At 61.4% G+C, this 17,633-nt stretch carries 12 protein-coding genes; 5 read left to right on the plus strand and 7 right to left on the minus strand.

What is annotated here, in order from left to right; all coding sequences use genetic code 11:
• Positions 1-34 precede the first annotated feature (34 nt).
• Genes HUV48_RS02875 through HUV48_RS02885 form a run of 3 tightly spaced genes read left to right on the plus strand, consistent with a single transcriptional unit; the run spans position 35 to position 2,362 of the window.
• Positions 35-940: a 50S ribosomal protein L11 methyltransferase gene (locus HUV48_RS02875; RefSeq protein ID WP_176266252.1), complete on the plus strand. Its 906-nt coding sequence runs from the start codon at positions 35-37 to the stop codon at positions 938-940.
• A complete protein-coding gene (locus HUV48_RS02880; protein ID WP_176266253.1) occupies positions 919-1,656 on the plus strand; it encodes a DUF2459 domain-containing protein in 738 nt (245 codons plus the stop codon). The genes HUV48_RS02875 and HUV48_RS02880 overlap by 22 nt, the downstream gene beginning before the upstream one ends.
• Positions 1,657-1,690: 34 nt before the next feature.
• Positions 1,691-2,362 carry an SDR family oxidoreductase gene (locus tag HUV48_RS02885; protein ID WP_176266254.1) on the plus strand — a complete coding sequence of 224 codons (672 nt, stop codon included), beginning with the start codon at positions 1,691-1,693 and terminating at the stop codon, positions 2,360-2,362.
• 2 nt (positions 2,363-2,364) lie between these two features.
• Here the strand turns inward: HUV48_RS02885 and ligA are convergent, their stop codons facing one another.
• The 4 genes from ligA to HUV48_RS02905 all read right to left on the minus strand — a co-directional run bounded on the left by ligA (position 2,365) and on the right by HUV48_RS02905 (position 9,105).
• Positions 2,365-4,428, minus strand: coding sequence for an NAD-dependent DNA ligase LigA (gene ligA / locus HUV48_RS02890; RefSeq protein ID WP_176266255.1), 2,064 nt, complete (start codon positions 4,426-4,428; stop codon positions 2,365-2,367).
• Positions 4,428-6,092, minus strand: coding sequence for a DNA repair protein RecN (gene recN, locus HUV48_RS02895; RefSeq protein ID WP_176266256.1), 1,665 nt, complete (start codon positions 6,090-6,092; stop codon positions 4,428-4,430). Before recN ends, ligA begins: the two co-directional genes overlap by 1 nt.
• 45 nt (positions 6,093-6,137) lie before the next feature.
• Positions 6,138-8,243, minus strand: coding sequence for a CapA family protein (locus HUV48_RS02900; RefSeq protein ID WP_176266257.1), 2,106 nt, complete (start codon positions 8,241-8,243; stop codon positions 6,138-6,140).
• Positions 8,244-8,313: 70 nt separating this feature from the next.
• Complete coding sequence (locus tag HUV48_RS02905; RefSeq protein ID WP_176266258.1) at positions 8,314-9,105, minus strand: outer membrane protein assembly factor BamD; 792 nt, start codon at positions 9,103-9,105, stop codon at positions 8,314-8,316.
• A gap of 167 nt (positions 9,106-9,272) precedes the next feature.
• Here HUV48_RS02905 and HUV48_RS02910 point away from each other — a divergent pair, with 167 nt between their 5' ends.
• Positions 9,273-10,193: a glycosyltransferase family 2 protein gene (locus HUV48_RS02910; RefSeq protein ID WP_176266259.1), complete on the plus strand. Its 921-nt coding sequence runs from the start codon at positions 9,273-9,275 to the stop codon at positions 10,191-10,193.
• Between the two features lie 85 nt (positions 10,194-10,278).
• Here HUV48_RS02910 and HUV48_RS02915 read toward each other — a convergent pair whose 3' ends face one another.
• From HUV48_RS02915 to HUV48_RS02925, 3 genes are all read right to left on the minus strand, one after another.
• Positions 10,279-11,967 (minus strand): glucosamine inositolphosphorylceramide transferase family protein, encoded by a 1,689-nt coding sequence (locus HUV48_RS02915; RefSeq protein ID WP_176266260.1) that lies wholly within the window; start codon positions 11,965-11,967, stop codon positions 10,279-10,281.
• Positions 11,968-12,034: 67 nt separating this feature from the next.
• The gene (gene lepA / locus HUV48_RS02920; protein WP_176266261.1) at positions 12,035-13,852 is read right to left on the minus strand and encodes a translation elongation factor 4; all 1,818 of its coding nucleotides are present in this window, start codon (positions 13,850-13,852) and stop codon (positions 12,035-12,037) included.
• A 62-nt stretch (positions 13,853-13,914) separates the two neighbouring features.
• On the minus strand, positions 13,915-16,125 hold the full coding sequence (locus HUV48_RS02925; protein ID WP_176266262.1) for an EAL domain-containing protein: 2,211 nt from the start codon (positions 16,123-16,125) through the stop codon (positions 13,915-13,917).
• A gap of 177 nt (positions 16,126-16,302) precedes the next feature.
• Between HUV48_RS02925 and HUV48_RS02930 the strand changes: the two genes are divergently transcribed.
• On the plus strand, positions 16,303-17,625 hold the full coding sequence (locus tag HUV48_RS02930; RefSeq protein ID WP_176266678.1) for an FAD-dependent oxidoreductase: 1,323 nt from the start codon (positions 16,303-16,305) through the stop codon (positions 17,623-17,625).
• The last annotated feature ends 8 nt before the right edge of the window (positions 17,626-17,633 follow it).

Below are 17,633 nucleotides of genomic sequence, written 5' to 3' on the forward strand. Positions count from 1 at the left end.
TACTCATCACCAAGCTCAGCGGTGTGCGTTTCTAATGCCGAGTAGCTGGAAGATCAGCGGCCTTGCGCCGAAGCGGGCCGTGCAGGCGGCCTTGCTCGAACAGGACGAGCGCGAGGACTGGGACGGAGAGATCGTTCTGGTGGGGCGCGAAATTGCCGAAAACCGCCCGCAGGAGTGGGTGCTCGAAGCCTTCCTACCGCGCAGCCCTACGGATGATGACGAAGATGCGATCCGCAGCCTGTTCGAAGGCGGTGCACCGGCATTCGTAACCGAAGAACTCGCAGATGAGGACTGGCTGACGATGAGCCAGAACGGCGCGCAGCCGATCACGGCGGGGCGGTTCTACGTGCATACGCCCGATCATCCGGCACGGGGCGATGCGTCGCTCATCGATCTCGTCATTCCGGCAAGCCAGGCATTTGGAACCGGACAACACGAGACCACCGCCGGGTGCCTCGAGATGCTGACCGCCATGCGCGCAAGCGGCGTACGGGTTCGCGCAATCGCCGACATCGGAACGGGGACCGGCCTCCTCGCTTTCGGTGCGCGGACGCTCTGGCCGTCGGCTACGATCACGGCGAGCGACATCGATGCCGTCTGCCTCGACGTCATCGAACACAACGCCCTGCTCAATGACGTGCCGCTCGGCAGCGGTCGCGGCAAGCTGACCATGCTGGTCGCCGACGGCATGGACCACCCCCTGCTCGAAATGCGCGGACCTTACGATCTGCTTATCGCGAACATTCTGGCAGGTCCGCTTGTCGAACTGGCGCGAGACTTCGCCGATCATGTACCGCCCGGCGGCAATGTCGTACTCGCGGGACTGCTCGAAACGCAGGAGCGCGCCGTGCGGCAGGCATATCGTCGTGCCGGTTTCCGCCTTGCCAAGCGCCTCGTGAACGGGGATTGGTCGATCCTATGGCTGAGGAAGCGCAGGTAGAAAAGCAGGCTTTGCGCCGATACTGGCCGAAGAACTGGGCCGCCCGCATTGGGCTCGGACTGCTGGCAGTTGTCGCCGCCTATTTCCTTGCCGCCTGGATCGGCAGTTCCATCCCGCGCAATGCAAACTGGAGCGAGCCGGACGAAGGCGTCACGGTCCTCATCGAAACGAACGGCGTCCACACGGGCATCGTCATGCCGATCGTCAGCGACGTTATCGACTGGCGCACCGTCTTTCCCAGCGCCGGGGAGCCAACCCGTTCAGGCGAGTTGCCGACGCACATCGCAGTCGGTTGGGGCGAGCGGGAAGTCTTCCTCAACGTCCCGACGTGGGGAGAGCTCGATCCGCTGACCGCCCTTCGCGTCATCACGATCGGGGGGGATACGTTGCTGCGCGTTTCGCACTACGTCCGCCCCGCCCCCGGGCCCTATCACCGTCCGCTGCGCCTTCGCCCGTGGGAGTACGAGCGGCTCGTTCGCGGGATCGAAGCATCGATGCCGCGCGCCGCCCTACCTTCGCTGCGAAAGCGCTACACGAGTTATCAGCTAGGCGACGTCCATTACGACGCGCTCGGGCGATACAACCCGATCACGACCTGCAACAGCTGGGTCGGCAACCGGCTCGCCGAAGCAGGCGTGAAGACGGGCTGGTGGACGCCGTTTTCGGGCAGCGTGATGAAGTGGGTCCCGGAACCGGAGGTGCGCGCGGTCCATTAGTTTCGCAAACCCCATCGAAATGACAGGATCAATCATGCCGCAAACACTCCTCATCACCGGTGCCTCTTCGGGTATCGGCGAAGCCACCGCACGCGCCGCCGCCAAAGCCGGGTGGAACGTCGCCATGCTTGCGCGTTCGGGCGACAAGCTCGATGCAATCGCTTCCGAGATCGGCGACAAGGCGCTCGCGATCGAATGCGACGTCACCGACCGGTCTCAGGTCGAAGACGCAGTCTCCCAGACAATCGGGAAGTTCGGCGGCCTCGAAGCCGTGTTCTCCAATGCCGGTACAGGTGTCGAGCATCCCGGCGTCGAGAAGGGCAAGCCGGTCGAATGGAAGGACATGATCGACCTCAACATCATGGCCGTGCTCTACACGGCGCACGCTGCCCTTCCCGAACTGAGGAAGACGAAGGGGCACTTCATCATAACCGGATCGAAGGCGGGGCGCGATCACATGAAAGGCTCGATCTACAGCGCAACGAAGTGGTTCATTCACGGTTTCGCCGGCAATCTGGCGGAGGAAATGCGCGAATGGCAGGGGCGCTGCACGGTCATCAGTCCGGGGATGGTCAACACCGAGTTCTTCGACGAGGACAAGCCGACCAAGCTGCAGCCGAAGGATGTCGCCGATGCAGTCGTGTTCGCACTGAGCCAGCCAGACACGTCATGCGTGCGTGAAATTCACCTGATGCCGAACGACTAAAGCTAACCCGCCGCAGCGACGATATCGGCCCATTCGGCTTCGTCGATCACTTCGATGCCGAGATCGCTCGCTTTCTTCAACTTGCTGCCAGCACCCGGTCCGGCCACGACCAAATCGGTCTTAGCGCTGACCGAACCGCTCGCCTTCGCGCCGAGCCGTTCGGCCTGCGCCTTGGCTTCGTCGCGGCTCATAGTTTCGAGCTTGCCAGTGAACACGACGGTCTTACCCGCAACCGGGCTGTCGCGCGTTTCGACTTCGTAGCGCGACGGCGACACTTCGCTGAGGAGATCGTCCCATACCTGCTTGTTGTGATCTTCATGGAAGAAGTCGCCCAGCGCCTCCACCACCGCGCCGCCAATCCCGTCGATCGAAGTAAGCTCGGCTGCCGCCGCCTCGTCGCCCGACTGCGCGCGTTCGGCCACTTCCCTGAGCGCTGGAAGCTCGTGAAGGTGCTTCATAAGATCGCGGGCCGTGACCGCGCCGACGTGCCGAATGCCGAGGCCGAACAGCAGGCGTGCGGCATCGGGCTTGCGGCGCTTTTCCACAGATGCCAACAAGTTATCCACAGACTTGTCCTGCCATCCTTCGCGCGCCAGGATCGCTTCACGTTGCTGGTGTAAGCGGAAGATGTCGGCAGGGCTTTCCAGCAATCCGGCACCTAGAAATTCGTCGATCGTCTTTTCGCCGAGCCCGTCGATGTCGAGCGCGCCGCGCGATACGAAATGCTTGAGGCGCTCGCTTCGCTGGGCCGGGCAGATCAGCCCTCCAGTGCAGCGGACATCGACTTCGCCCTCTTCCGCGACCGCCTCGCTCCCGCATTCGGGGCAATGGTCGGGGAAGCGATACGCTGCGCGCTTGGCGTCCGGGGTCAGGTTCTCGACCACCTGCGGAATGACATCGCCCGCCCGCTGGATTAGCACGCGGTCACCAAGCCGCACGCCGAGCCGTTCGATCTCGTCGCGGTTGTGCAGCGTAACGTTGGTCACCGTAACCCCGCCGACAAGCACGGGCGCAAGACGCCCAACTGGCGTCAGCTTGCCGGTGCGTCCCACCTGAATGTCGATGCGCTCCAGCATCGTCTCGGCCCGTTCCGCGGGGAACTTGCGAGCCAGTGCCCAGCGCGGGGCCTTTGCGACGAAGCCGAGCCGCTGCTGCCAGTCGAGCTGGTCGACCTTGTATACGACGCCGTCGATTTCATACGGAAGATCGGGCCGCTTCTGCGCAATGTCAGCGTAGGCTTCGTACATCTGCTCGAGCGTTTCCGCGCGCCGGAAGTCCGGCGAAACGGGAAAGCCCCATTGCGCGATCTGGCGGACCACATCTTCCTGCGTTTCGCCGGGTACGTCCGAAGCCGCTCCCCAGCCATGCGCCCAGAAGCGAAGCGGCCGCTTTGCGGTAACCGATGCGTCCTTCTGCCGAAGTGATCCGGCCGCGGCATTGCGCGGATTGGCGAACAGCTTGCCGCCAGCGCTCTGCTGCGCTTCGTTCAACGCTGCGAACGCCTGCTTCTCCATATAGACTTCGCCGCGCACCTCGAAGACCTCGGGCGGTGCCCGCGTATCGAGCTTCTGCGGGATGTCGGCGATATGGGCGACGTTTGCGGTCACGTCCTCTCCAACCTGTCCGTCTCCGCGCGTGGCAGCGCGCACGAGTACACCTTTTTCGTAGCGAAGCGAGCAGGAGAGACCGTCGATCTTGTCCTCGGCCGTAAACGCGACCGCAACATCGTCATCGAGGTTCAGAAAACGGCGAACCCTGGCGGCGAACTCGGCAACTTCCTCGTCGTCGAAGGCATTGTCGAGGCTCATCATGCGAACCTCGTGGCTGACCTTGGAGAGCGGCGACGCGGCGACTTCGTGCCCGACCGCGTTCGAAGGACTGTCGGCGCGGATCAGATGCGGAAATTCGGCTTCGAGTTCCGCATTTCGGCGAACGAGCGCGTCATATTCCTGATCGCTGATCTCGGGCGCATCCTCCCCGTGGTAGAGCCGGTTGTGCTTCGCGATCTGGCGGGCGAGCCGCATGAGCTCGTTTGCGGCTTCCGCTTCGGCAATACCGGACGCCATTAGACCCCCTCCAGCAACCGGTTCGCCTGCGCGCGGGCTTCGTCGGTGACTTCCGCGCCCGAGAGCATTCGCGCGATCTCTTCCTTGCGGGACTCTTCACCGAGCTTCGCGACCGAGGTGCGCGTGACCGTCCCTTCGGACGATTTCGCGATTAGGTAATGCGTATCACCGCGCGCGGCAACTTGAGGTGAGTGCGTTACCGCGAGCAACTGTCCGCCGTCCGCCAGCCGCGCGAGCCGTTCGCCGATGGCGGAAGCCACCGCGCCGCCCACCCCGCGATCGATCTCGTCGAAAATAACCGTTGCCGCCCCGCCTTGCTCGGCCAAGGCGACCTTCAGCGCGAGGATGAAGCGGCTGAGCTCGCCGCCGCTCGCGATCTTGCCGAGCGGCGCGAAATCCGCGCCCGGGTTGGTCGCGATGAGGAACTCGACCGTGTCGATGCCGTGTGGCCCCCAGCGATCTTCAGGTTGCTCGGCTACCGCGGTCTTGAACCGCGCGGCATCGAGCTTGAGCGGTGCGAGTTCGGCGGCGACAGCCTCGTCCAGACGCATTGCTGCGGCGACACGGTTGGCATGTAGCGCCTCGGCCCGCGCGGCATAGACCTGTCCCGCTTCCTTCGCCGCGGCCTCCAGAGCATCGAGCTGCGCTTCCCCGCCCTCGATCGCATCGAGCGCGCTGCGCATTTCGCGCATCTTTTCGGGGAGTTCGTCCACGTCGCAGCGGTGCTTGCGCGCCAAGGCGCGGAGGTCGAACAGCCGAGTCTCCGCTGCCTCGAGTGCAGCGGGATCGTGCACCAGCGCCTCGGCAGCGGCGGAGAGACGGTCTTCCGCTTCCCCCGCTTCGATCACCGCCCGGTCGAGCGCTTCCAGCGCCTCGGCCAGCAGCGGATGCTCCGGCGCGATCCGGTCGAGCCGCCGCGCCGCCACCCGCAGCGCGGCCAAGGGCGAATCGGATCCGTCCCAGATGTGGCGCAATTCCTCCAGATCGCCCGACAGCTTCTCACCCTTCTGCATCGACGCGCGCGTTTCGGCGAGGCGCGCCTCTTCACCTGCTTGAGGTTCGAGCTGTGTCAGTTCGGCGACATGCGCGAGCAGGAGGTCCTGATCGGCCCGCGCCTGTTCGACCTGGTCGCGTGCTTCGGCAAGGCGCGTTTCGCATTGCCGCCAGTCTTTCCAGGCCTGGGTCACGGAAGCGGCATCGACCCCGGCGTAGCGGTCAAGCAGAGCGCGGTGTCCCTTCGGATTGACGAGGCCGCGGTCGTCGTGCTGGCCGTGAAGTTCGACGAGAACCGGGGCCATCTCGCGTAGCAACGCGACGCCGACCGGTTGATCGTTGAGGAAGGCCTTGGAGCCGCCATCGGCCTTGAGCTGGCGGCGAATGAGGATCGGCTCGCCGTCCTCGCGCTCGATATCAGCGTCGTCCAGCGTGGCCGCGAGCGCATCGGGCAGCTTCGCAAACTCGAAGCTCGCGGTGACGCTTGCCTTGTCCGCGCCTGCGCGAACCAGACCGTTGTCGGCGCGGTCGCCGAGAACGAGCCCCAGCGCGTCGAGCAGGATCGACTTGCCGGCGCCTGTCTCGCCCGTAAGCACACCCAACCCGCCCTGGAAATCGAGGTCGAGCGCCTCGATCAGCACGATATTGCGAATGGATAGGCGGGTCAGCATCTTCGCCAGCGGGGTTAGCGCAAGCAAGCGGTTGCGTCACCGATTTCATTGTTCTGATGTGGGGAAAGCCTCCGCGGAGACATCAAGGGCCGCTTGTTGCGTCATACCGCGATGCGTCCAAAGCCACGCTTTCGCAGGATCGGCCTGCGCATTCTGGTCCGGCCATTCGATCAAAGCGATATCGTCCAGCGAAAAGCCGGCTTGCATCGGCGCTCCGGCCTCGATGGCGAATTCCAGTATCGGACGGAAAGCACGCGCTGCACCCGGGGCGTTGATCTGCTCTTCGCCCGACGCATCGGGCGGCCGCTCGAAATCGAACCGGATAGTTTGCCAGTCTTCGCTAGCCGGAACCGAAGTTTCGGCGATCTGGTCCCCACTCCGTGACCGACTCGGGCTATCCTTTGCCATCGGTCGATCCTTGATCAGCAAGTTAATTTTCAAAGCGCGGGACGTACGCACCCGTGCTTCGAGTGTGAAACGCGTCGCGTAGACATCGCGAATGTAGGACTGCGAATAGAGATAGACCGGATCAGAGGCGTCCTCAGGAAGTATCTGCAAATGGGTTGTCCCCGGCCCGGCGGAAGCAAATTCGAACCCGGCGTTTTCGCTTCGCCAGAAACGATCGCGGGCTTCGCCGACCAGTGCGTTCTCGAAATCCCCACGCGGAACCATGTTGCGCCCGAACTCCGCCCCCGCTTCTCGGCAGACCGGTCCGAAGTCCGCTATCGATGTCGAAGCGTACTTAGTGCAGCCCGCTCGCGTGGTCCGCGTACCCCTGTTCCAAACGACCGCGTGTCCGCCTGATTGCAGTAGCTGCGTACCCATCTCCGCCGAAAGCCAGTAGAGCCTGCGGAGGCTCGCTTGGCGCATGCCGTCCGTGGCCGGGACCGGCCGGTAATCCAGAAGCTGGATCGGGATCGCTTCGGCGCGCAGGAACTTTCCGTTTTCGAGCCACACTTTCAGCCCATAGCTGACCTGCGTGTGCGGGTGATCCTGATCGAACAGGAAATTGCCCAGCGAATGCGCGATGAGCCCGCCGCGGTAAATCTCAAGACCATGCGTCACATGCGGATGATGCCCGATGACGACTGGCGCACCCTTCTCGATCGCACCACGAAAACGCGGGAGCGAAAGCGCCGAAGGACGATCGCCATACTCGAGATTGCCGTGAAACTGCATGATGGGAATATGCCCGGCCCGGCGCTCGTGCCGCGTAATGCGTTCGACTGCTTGCTGCGTACCCCACGCGGCGCCCGCCTTCGTTTCGGTAGCGGTCTGGTTCGGCGTCCAGTTTCCGCGCCATCCGACGAAACCGTAGATTGCTAGGCTTTGCTTGCCGATGCGGAAAATGCTCGCGGCCTCCGCCTGATGCACGTCCATACCTGCTCCCGAGAATGCGACGCCGGCTTCGTCCAGCGCTGAAATCGTCGTTGCGAGCCCTGCCGCGCGGTAGTCGGCGGTATGGTTGTTCCCCAGCGATACGTGGTCGATGCCGGAGCGCGCGAGCGCCTTGGGCGCAGCGGTCGGCGTGAAGAACAAATATTTCTTCGGTGCCGGCGGTCCCGGCTCGGTATCCGCCACCACCGATTCCAGATTGATCGAAGTCAGGTCGCTGCCGTTCCAATAGGGCTTCATATGAACCAGCAATTTGTCGAGGTCGCTATCGAGGTTGGCATGGGTCAGGACCGACATCCCGTCCGAGCGCGGCTCGAAATACCGCCTGCCGGCCATGCTGTCGCCGCCGAAGAACAGTTCGATACGGCCTTTCTTGCGCGCGACGATCTCAATGGCCGGTACGGCAAGGCATTCGCAGTCGGAACGATACAGTTCTGCATGCCCGAAGGTCTGCCGTGTCTCGAATATTGTCGGGCCGCGAACCGTAAGGGCGTAGTACTGGCTGGGCCGCACCACCGCGGCGAAGTGTCCGTCAGGCGAAAGCGCGGCCTTGGTGTCGTTGACCGCCAATTCGACGCCTTCGCCGAATGCGATCCTGTCGCGCCGGCCATCGAGAACGCCGCTGATGCTTACTTTCGCTTCCGCTAGCGGACCGCCGACCATCTCATCGGCAGGGTGAGCCAAGGCCGGCGCTTGGACGGCAACAATAACGACGCCGACTAGGAGGCGAAGGACGGTCTTGAGAAATTCACGCATCGACCGCGGTGATAACCCGCAAGTGATGCAAAAGCGTAAACTATGGCTAACCGCGCTTCAGTGCAGGTCTTCAGCTTACGGTGACGTTGGCGGCGTGGTCCTGAATAAGCTCATACGCCTTCTCGTACCATTCGCTGTCGGGATAGTTCGCACCAAGCACGGCAGCGTATTTCTTCGCTTCGACCGGTACCCCGAGTGCTAGGCTGCTTTCCGTAAGCCGGTAAAGCGCCTCTGCAGCGTGACTCGTGGTCTGGAAATTGTCGATCACGTTCTGGAAACGGATTTCCGCTGCCAGCCACTTACCGGACTCCTGGTAGAAGCGTCCGATCTCCATTTCCTTGCCCGCCAAATGGTCCTGCACCAGATCGAGCTTCAGGCTCGCGTCGGCAGCATAGCTGGTCGTGGGGAACCGGCGAACCACCTCGCGCAGCGCGACCTGCGCCTGCTCCGTCACCTTCTGGTCGCGCTGTACGTCACTGATCTGCTCATAATAGCTGAGCGCGATCAGGTAATAAGCGTAGGGCGCATCCTTGTTTCCGGGGTGGATCGAAAGGAAGCGCTGCGCGCTCTGGATCGCCTGGTTGTAATCGGACGCCACGTAATAGCTGAACGCGCTCATCAACTGCGCACGCCGCGACCACGGCGAATAAGGGTGCTGACGTTCGACCTCGTCGAACAGGGCCGCCGCCAATTTCGGCTGGCCGCGATCGAGCCGCGCCTTTGCCTCGGTATAAAGCGTTTCGACATCACGCGCGACGTAGGCCGTATCGTTAGGGCCGGCATTCGACGAAGCGCAGCCGCTGAGGGCAAGGACCGACACGGCGGAAGCGGCGAGAAGCGGCAAACGAATGGAATTGATCATGGCGCCGCCTATAGCTCCGCGCTCGCTGAACGCCAAGTGAAAGGCCGGCGTTTTCCGCCCTCCGCCCTATCATGCAGTCATGAGGTAGAAGTTTTGGGGATGCTTTAACCTTCCCGCCTCTATATGCGAAGCCGCGCCTCCCCAATCATTCAGACGACAGCTTTCCCATGCGCCCCAACCTCACCGCAGCAATCTGCACCTACAAGCGCAACGAGCCCCTCGCCTTGTTGCTGAACAGGCTGGGGGAGCTCGCCGACAACGACCGCGAACTCTACGCGCTCGGCGTGGTGGTGGTCGACGATAGCGCGGACCAGCAGGCCCGCGACCTCGTGATGTCGTTCGCCAACCGGTTCGAGCGCGGGATCGAGTACCGCCATTCGGGCAAGCGGAATATCTCGATCGCACGCAATCTGGTGCTCCAGACGGCGGCAGACGGCGGGGCGGACTGGATCGCCATGACGGATGACGACTGCGAGCCAAGCGACGAGTGGCTGTCCGAATTGCTGCGGGTGCAGCGAGAATACGATGCCGACATCGTTACGGGCCCGCTGTTCCGCCGAGCACCGGACGACGCGCCTAACTGGCTGAAGACACAGCCGTTTCTTAACCTCGCCAATCTCGAAGCACCGACAGGCACAATACTAGATTCGGCATTCACGAATAACAGCATGATCCCGGCGAGTATCTTCTCGGATCGACAGGATCTCCGCTTCGATCCTGAATTCGGACGCATCGGCGGCGAGGACATGGTGTTCTATCGGCAAGTGGCGAAAGAAGGTTATCGGATCGTCTTCGCTGCCAATGCGAAAGTCTTCGAGAATGAGGACGAAAATCGTCTGACGTTTCCATATCAACTTCGTCGGCACTTCTGGATGGGCAATTCATCCGTGCGAACGATGCTGAACGAAGGTTCGAGCAATATTCGCATGGTCGTTCATAGTACCGGCACCGCCGTCCGCGCGCTCTCGCGGCCCTTTATCCGGACATTGAAGGGAGAGCGCCCTCAGTGGTTCTATTGTGCAGCGCAACTGTCAGAAGCCGCCGGCAAATACCTGGGAGTTCTAGGCGTCAAGGTTAAGCATAAATAGCGCCGGTTCTGTTCGAATTGTCCGAGGGTAGACAAAGACCGGTCGCCATGCCGTTTGGCAGAAAGTTCCTCCATACTTCCCCGTTTTAGGGAACGCCGACCAGCCTGTTCTTCGCGCCGTCGATGAGCGTATAATCTCCAACCGCCGACAATGTGTGAAGCCCGTCCGGGTAAAGGCCTCCATCAATCGGTGTCACGCGTGAGACAATGCGCTCTTCGAAATTGGTTTTCGTTAGCTCCGTAACTTCGCAGAGCGAGACGGCGCTGCCGTAATGAGCCGCGCAATCCTGCGCCGGACGATATATGCTTCCTCCATGGAAGAACATCGTACCGCCAGGGCGAGCAGAGGTAATGTCCGATTTTATCGGATTTAACGGATGGGGTGTCCAGTCACCCATTAGCTCGTCGAAGTAATAAGCGTAAAGATGCGTATTCTTTACACCTTCCTCTTTTATTGCGAACGCCCAATCGACACCGTCCAGCTTTACGATCGTCGTATCGATAAGCCTGCCTTGACCGGGAAGTGGGCCGATCTCCTTCAATCGATCCTGGAGGTCGAGTTCGTAGATCGTAGCTAACTGCTGATCGCTTTGCTCGGGAAGTACGAGTGTGGTCCCCTCACTTTCCATAATGAACGGATAGGATAGATGGTTCTGCGTCACCAGTTCATTCTCGACAGTCGAAAACTTACCGTCCGTAAAAGTTGAACTGGCGATTACGCCCTTCTTTTCGCGCCACAGGTATCTTTCGAAGAGGATCCTAACTCTGCCGCCTTTAGTCATATAGCCGAACGGATCAGCAAAAAATTCCGCACCTTTGGGCGACATCCAAACGGCTGAGCGAATTGCCCGAGCTTGCGCGCGATCGCCGTCAAGCCCGGCAACCGTTTGAATAGGCGCGGCAGCGACCCCGACATTCCATTGCTGACGATGCAGTTTGTACTTGGATATGTTCTTCAAGCGATTGAGGGCAATTTTCGCGGCAAAACCTATCACTTGCATATTGTTCGGCTGTTTGTAGATTTTTCCGTTCGCTTCGCTCAACTCGTATCTTCTCGCTACTGCCTCCCAGCCGTTGTACCGGATATCTGCGCAGGCACGAGCAAGCCACGGAACAGTCCCAAAATACAAATAATCTCGCGTTTGTGCGTACGATTGAGATGCGATCTGGAAGCGCCCTTTATGGAGTATCCGTCCGGCATCCAGCTCGCTGCTCAATACTTGGAGAATGGCACCGGTGTGATTTCTGCCATGGAAAATTTCCCAGAAGCCGGGAGGCTGACCCCGGTAAGCTGACGGATCACCATGATGGAATGACCATACTCCGTACGATGGAATATCGAGAATTTCGCCCTTCAAAATTCCGTAACCGAACCGGATGACCAAATCAGGCTCGAGCGATCGTACAAACTGTATGGCGCTTTCACTTAGCGCTTCACCAAATTTTCCGACCTTCTTCGGCGTATCCTGAAAGGTGGGAACGCTTGAAGTGTCAAATGTAAGCTCTCGTGGGGGGATAGCCTTGCTGAAAGGGCGCACAAAGAAGCGATCGAAGGCGCGCCAGCTAGCATAGGTGCGTTCATTCCAGCGCTTTGCCCATTTGTTGGGTTTTGCTGCTTCAGAGCGGTCTTGTCTCTCGACCAGTCCTGCCAATTCCAAATGACCGGACGTCAGAGCATGTTCTAACGCCTGCGCCTCCCATTCGGAAAACTCATTAGCTTCGCATAAAACGATGCACCGAAGTTTTCTGGTATCTAAAACCGGTTTATCGGCCATGCCTGTCAACCTTTGAAGTTCTTAATTCGACTGCGACTCTACCGGCAAACAAAACGACCAGCGCACATTATTCCTCGCCCATCCTGAGCGCGGCAATGAAAGCTTCCTGCGGGATCGACACGTTCCCGTATTCCCGCATCTTCGCCTTGCCCTTCTTCTGCTTTTCCAGAAGCTTCTTCTTTCGAGTAATGTCTCCGCCGTAGCATTTCGCGGTAACGTCCTTGCGCATCGCGCTGATCGTTTCGCGCGCGACCACCTTGCCGCCGATGGCTGCCTGGATCGGGATCTTGAACAGGTGCCGCGGGATCAGATCCTTCAGCCGTTCGCACATATGCCGGCCGCGCGCTTCGGCGACGCCGCGGTGCACGATCATGGACAGGGCATCGACCGGCTCGTTGTTGACGAGGATGTTCATCTTCACGAGGTCACCGTCGCGCAGGCCGATCTGCTCGTAATCGAAACTGGCGTAGCCGCGGCTGATGCTCTTGAGCCGGTCGTAGAAGTCGAAAACAACTTCGTTCAGAGGCAGCTCGTAGGTGACCTGTGCGCGGCCGCCGACGTAGGTGAGGTTGGTCTGCACGCCGCGCCGGTCCTGGCACAGCTTGAGGATCGCGCCGAGATATTCGTCGGGCGTGTAAATGGTCGCCTTGATCCACGGCTCCTCGATCGTGTCGATACGGGTGGGATCCGGATAGTCTGCGGGGTTATGAAGTTCGATCGTGCGCGCGTCGTCGTTCTTCGATTTAGTGAGGTGGATACGGTAGACGACCGACGGCGCGGTGGTGATGAGGTCGAGATCGTATTCGCGGGTCAACCGCTCCTGAATGATCTCGAGGTGAAGCAATCCGAGGAAGCCTGCGCGAAATCCGAAGCCTAGTGCAGCGGACGATTCCATCTCGTAAGTGAACGACGCGTCATTGAGACGAAGCTTCCCAATGCTTTCGCGCAGCTTCTCGAAATCGGCTGCATCGACAGGGAACAACCCGCAGAAAACCACGGCCTGCGGTTCGCGGTAACCGGGCAGTGCCTTCTCCGCCCCGCCCTTCACCGTGGTAATGGTATCACCGACGCGGGCTTGCTCGACTTCCTTGATCTGCGCCGTGATGAAGCCGATCTCTCCGGGGCCGAGTTCAGGTAGCTGCTCGATCTTAGGGCGCATGCAGCCGACGCGGTCGACAAGGTGCTCCGTCCCGCCCTGCATGAACTTAATCTGCTGGCCCTTCTTGAGCACGCCCGAAAGGACGCGCACAAGAATGACGACGCCGAGATAGGGGTCGTACCAACTGTCGACGAGGCTGGCCTTCAGCGGCGAGTCTCGTTCGCCTTGCGGCGGCGGTATCTTGGCGACAACCGCTTCGAGCACTTCCTCTATGCCGATCCCGGACTTGGCAGAGGTCAGTACGGCCTCCGACGCGTCGAGGCCGATAATATCCTCGATCTCCGCCCGCACCTGTTCGGGCTCGGCAGCGGGAAGGTCGATCTTGTTGATGACGGGCACGATCTCGTGGTCGTGCTCGATCGACTGATAGACGTTGGCGAGCGTCTGCGCTTCGACGCCCTGCGCCGCATCGACGACGAGCAGCGCCCCTTCGCAGGCCGCAAGGCTGCGCGAGACCTCATACGCGAAGTCAACATGGCCTGGCGTATCCATCAGGTTCAGCTGATAGGTCTTGCCGTCCTTAGCCGTGTAGTCGAGCCGCACGGTCTGCGCCTTGATGGTGATGCCGCGCTCGCGCTCGATATCCATGTTGTCGAGCACCTGTTCCTGCATCTCGCGGTCGGTCAACCCGCCCGTGAACTGGATCAAACGGTCGGCCAGGGTAGATTTCCCGTGGTCGATATGCGCGATGATGGAGAAATTGCGGATTAGCGAAAGGTCGGTCATGGACAGGGCCTTTAGCGGCGCGTTTGCGCGATGTCAGCCAGCTTTCGGACCCGGCGCACGCCTTAGGCCGGCTGCGGCCCCTCGCCCTGCTTCGGTGCGCGGTGCGACAGTTTGAACTGCGGGAAGCTCGATTCCGGCGCGGGTTGTCCGAGACCGGAATACTTGCCTGCGGGAAGGGCAGAAAGCGGCGCGCCAGCGGACGCCAGTTCGTAAGGCGAGACGCGGTGCCGGGTGCAGAGCCCCCCTGCCCCGTCATCGACCAAAGCGGCTTCGAACTCGACGCCCTGCGCATCGTCGTCGGTACGGCGCACCGTGGCGACGGCCAGTTGCCCGCCGCCGAAATCGAGGACGAACATCGTTCCTACAGGTACGTCCTCAAGCCCCTCGATCATTGCGCCAGTGCGCGAGAGATTGCGCAGCGTGACCTCGTAATAGTGATCCTCGTGAATAAGGCCGATCCGGCGGAACACTGTCCGTCGGCCGGAGCGCTGAGACCCTTCCGCGACCGGATCGAGCGTCCATTGCCCGCCCGCGATCTCTTCGAGCACCTGCTCCGCAGTAACCGTGTCGGCAAACACGAAACCCTGTACGTGACCGATGCCGCGCTTGCGCAGGGCGTTCAGCAATTCGAGCGATTCGATACCCGCCGCGACCGTTTCCATGCCGAGGACCTTAGTCAGTTCGACGATCGCCTTGATCATGTCGAGATCACCAAGCTCGTCGATCATCGTGCTCTCGAAGAAGCTGTCCCCGATCTTGATCATGTTGAAAGGCGCACGGCGCAGGTAGCTGAGCGAAGTATAGCCGGTGCCGAACTGGTCGAGCGACAACCGCACACCCAGCTTGAACAACGCGGATATGGTCTTCTCGGTCGCGGTCTGGTCGCTCAGGAAGACCGCTTCGCTCAGTTCGATCTCCAGGCGCGCGGGATCGAGACCCGTCTCCGTCAGCGTCTCGCCTACCATCTCGACAAAACGCTTGTCGCCGAACTGCACCGGAGAGACGTTGAGGACGAGGCGCAGGCTGTCGGGCCACTGCACTGCATCCTCGCAGGCTTTCTTCAGTCCCCATTCGCCGATCGGAACGATCAGGCGGCTACCTTCCGCGACCGGCAGGAACGTTTCCGCAGGCACGCGCCCGCGTTCGGGATCGTCCCACACGTAGAGCGCTTCGAGGCCGACCACCCGGTTGCCGTCAAGCGCGACGATCGGTTGGTATTCAAGCGTGAAAAAGCCCGCCTCGATCGCATCGGACAGATCGTCTTCCATCCGCTTGCGGAGGTTCGCATCATGCTCGAGATCGGCGGAATAGAACCGGAACTGCCCGCGTCCGCCGTTCTTCGCCGCGTAAAGCGCGAGGTCGGCAGCTCGCGTCAGTTCGTCGCGTTCCACCCCGTCGTAAGGCGCAATCGCGATGCCGACCGAAGCGCCGATGGCGCAGCGACCTTCTTCGACCGAGTAAGGCTGCGAGAGAATGGTGATGATCTTCTTCGCCATTTCGCCGAGCTTGCCCCGGTCGTCGACGTCGGGGATCATGACCTGAAATTCGTCGCCACCCAACCGGCCGATCTCGCCCGCTTCGCCGAGCACGCTTTCGAGCCGCTCAGCCACCTGCACCAGAAGCTGATCGCCCGCCGCATGACCTAGAGTGTCGTTGACCGCCTTGAACCGGTCGAGGTCCATCATCAAAATGGCGCAGGAACGCTTCGCCTGCCGGAAGGAATTGAGTGTCGAATCGATGCACTGCGCCATCCGGTGCCGGTTCGCGAGGCCTGTAAGCGCGTCGTAGCGCGACAGGCGCGTGGCTTCCTCCTCGCTGCGGAATTCCTCGGTGATGTCGATACCGCTGCCCCGAAATCCGAGGAACTCACCGCCTTTATCGAACGACGGCCGACCGGAGAGGCGGAGCACCAGAGCGCTGCGCTTGTCGGCGGCGGACACGGTGAAATTGGCGAAGGCCTTGCGCGTGCCGAGCTTCAACCCGAGCGAGCGAGCATCGTTGTCGCTGCTTATCGGAGCGAAAACGCTGGGAAGCGGACGGCCTTCGACTGCCGCTGCCTCGCGGCCCAGCCCTTCAAGTATTGCCGGGCTGAGATAAGTCAGGTTCCCCTGCGCATCGGTCGCCCAGAACGAGGCAAGGCCCGATGCTTCCAGATCTTCCACGATCCCGAGCTTGTCCTGCGCGGAAATCGCGATCGACGGACGCGCGCCGACCGGACCGGCAGCTACGCCGCGCCGCGATTTGAACAATCCGGAAAAGGGCATGTCGCCCATGCAGTAATCGCCTCTCAACTTGGGCTCTTCGGACCTGCGTGACGCTAGATCGCAATGGTTAGTTTTTCGCTAATCTGCTCCGCGCTCAAACGGCTAACTGGCTTCGGCTATTGCCAGTTGGCGGTGCCGCGGGCAGTCTTCGGTCTTGCTGACGAAAGCTACCGGGAGACGGAGCACATGCATCATATTGCCATCATCGGTTCGGGACCGGCAGGCTATTACACAGCAGAGGCGGCGGCGAAGGAATGGGGCGAACACGTGCGCGTCGATGTCTTCGATGCGCTACCGGTTCCCTACGGTCTGATCCGCACCGGCGTCGCTCCCGATCATCAATCTATCAAGGGCGTATCGAGGCGCTACGAGAAAACGGCGTTTTCGGACAATGTCCGTTTCGTCGGCAATGTCACTATCGGCCGGGATGTCTCGATTGCGGAATTGCAGGACCTCTACCATGCCGTCGTACTGGCGACGGGCGCACCGAATGACCGGACGCTCGGCTTGCCAGGGGAGGAACAGGCTAACATCTTTGGCAGCGCGGCCTTCGTGGGGTGGTACAACGGCCATCCGCAATTTGCCGGGTTGAACCTGGACCTCTCCGGGCGCCACGCCGCCGTCATCGGCATGGGCAATGTCGCGCTCGATGTGGCGCGCATATTGTCCAAGAGCGAAGATGAATTCGCGGGCAGCGACATCGTGCTTCATGCGCTTAATGCGCTGCGCTCTTCCAACATCGAGACGATCACGATCATCGGTCGGCGTGGGCCGCACCAGATCATGATGACGCCGAAGGAACTGGGCGAATTGGGCGAACTGGAGCGGGCCAGTCCGCATGTCGATCCGCGTGACCTTCCCGAACCCGAGGAAGACGCAATTCTTGAACCCGGCCTGCGCAAATCGGTCAATCACCTGCGCGCATTTGCGGCCATTCCGGAAGCGATCAGGGCGGAAAAGCCGGTCGCTATCGAGTTCGACATGTTCGCCAGTCCGTTGCGGTTTCTGGGTGACGGCACGGTCTCCGGCGTCGAGGTCGAACGGACCGAAGTCGACAAGGGGCGTGCGGTCCTGACCGGGGAAACCTACCGCGTGCCTGCCGACATCGTCGTCACCTGCATCGGTTATCGGAGCTCTCCGATTCCCGGAGTGCCGTTCGACGAGCGCGCGGGGCGCTTTGCCAATGACGGCGGGGTCATCCTGCCCGGTCTCTACTGCGTTGGATGGGCGCGGCGCGGGCCCACAGGCACCATCGGAACCAACCGCCCCGACGGTTATGCATTGATCGAGAGGATTGCCGCCGACTTCGAGAACGGAGGCCTCCTCTCGGGCCGCAAGCCGGGCCGTGCCGGCTTCGACGAGATCGCCGCTTCGCGCGGCCTGGACGTGGTCACCTTCCAGGATTGGAAACGCATCGAAGAGGCCGAAGCCGCCGCTGCACGCGACGGTTCGCCGCGCGAAAAGTTCGTCGACGTAGCAGCGATGATGCAGGCGTTACGCTGCACCTGACTCGGTAT

Source organism: Qipengyuania atrilutea (genome assembly GCF_013370205.1).
Classification (GTDB): Bacteria; Pseudomonadota; Alphaproteobacteria; order Sphingomonadales; family Sphingomonadaceae; genus Actirhodobacter; species Actirhodobacter atriluteus.

Coding starts and splice junctions, on each gene's coding strand:
- lepA (WP_176266261.1), bottom strand. CDS start 13,852: ATGACCGACCTTTCGCTAATCCGCAATTTCTCCATCATCGCGCATATC.
- HUV48_RS02875 (WP_176266252.1), top strand. CDS start 35: ATGCCGAGTAGCTGGAAGATCAGCGGCCTTGCGCCGAAGCGGGCCGTG.
- recN (WP_176266256.1), bottom strand. CDS start 6,092: ATGCTGACCCGCCTATCCATTCGCAATATCGTGCTGATCGAGGCGCTC.
- HUV48_RS02930 (WP_176266678.1), top strand. CDS start 16,303: ATGCATCATATTGCCATCATCGGTTCGGGACCGGCAGGCTATTACACA.
- HUV48_RS02880 (WP_176266253.1), top strand. CDS start 919: ATGGCTGAGGAAGCGCAGGTAGAAAAGCAGGCTTTGCGCCGATACTGG.
- HUV48_RS02925 (WP_176266262.1), bottom strand. CDS start 16,125: ATGGGCGACATGCCCTTTTCCGGATTGTTCAAATCGCGGCGCGGCGTA.
- HUV48_RS02885 (WP_176266254.1), top strand. CDS start 1,691: ATGCCGCAAACACTCCTCATCACCGGTGCCTCTTCGGGTATCGGCGAA.
- HUV48_RS02900 (WP_176266257.1), bottom strand. CDS start 8,243: ATGCGTGAATTTCTCAAGACCGTCCTTCGCCTCCTAGTCGGCGTCGTT.
- HUV48_RS02915 (WP_176266260.1), bottom strand. CDS start 11,967: ATGGCCGATAAACCGGTTTTAGATACCAGAAAACTTCGGTGCATCGTT.
- HUV48_RS02905 (WP_176266258.1), bottom strand. CDS start 9,105: ATGATCAATTCCATTCGTTTGCCGCTTCTCGCCGCTTCCGCCGTGTCG.
- ligA (WP_176266255.1), bottom strand. CDS start 4,428: ATGGCGTCCGGTATTGCCGAAGCGGAAGCCGCAAACGAGCTCATGCGG.
- HUV48_RS02910 (WP_176266259.1), top strand. CDS start 9,273: ATGCGCCCCAACCTCACCGCAGCAATCTGCACCTACAAGCGCAACGAG.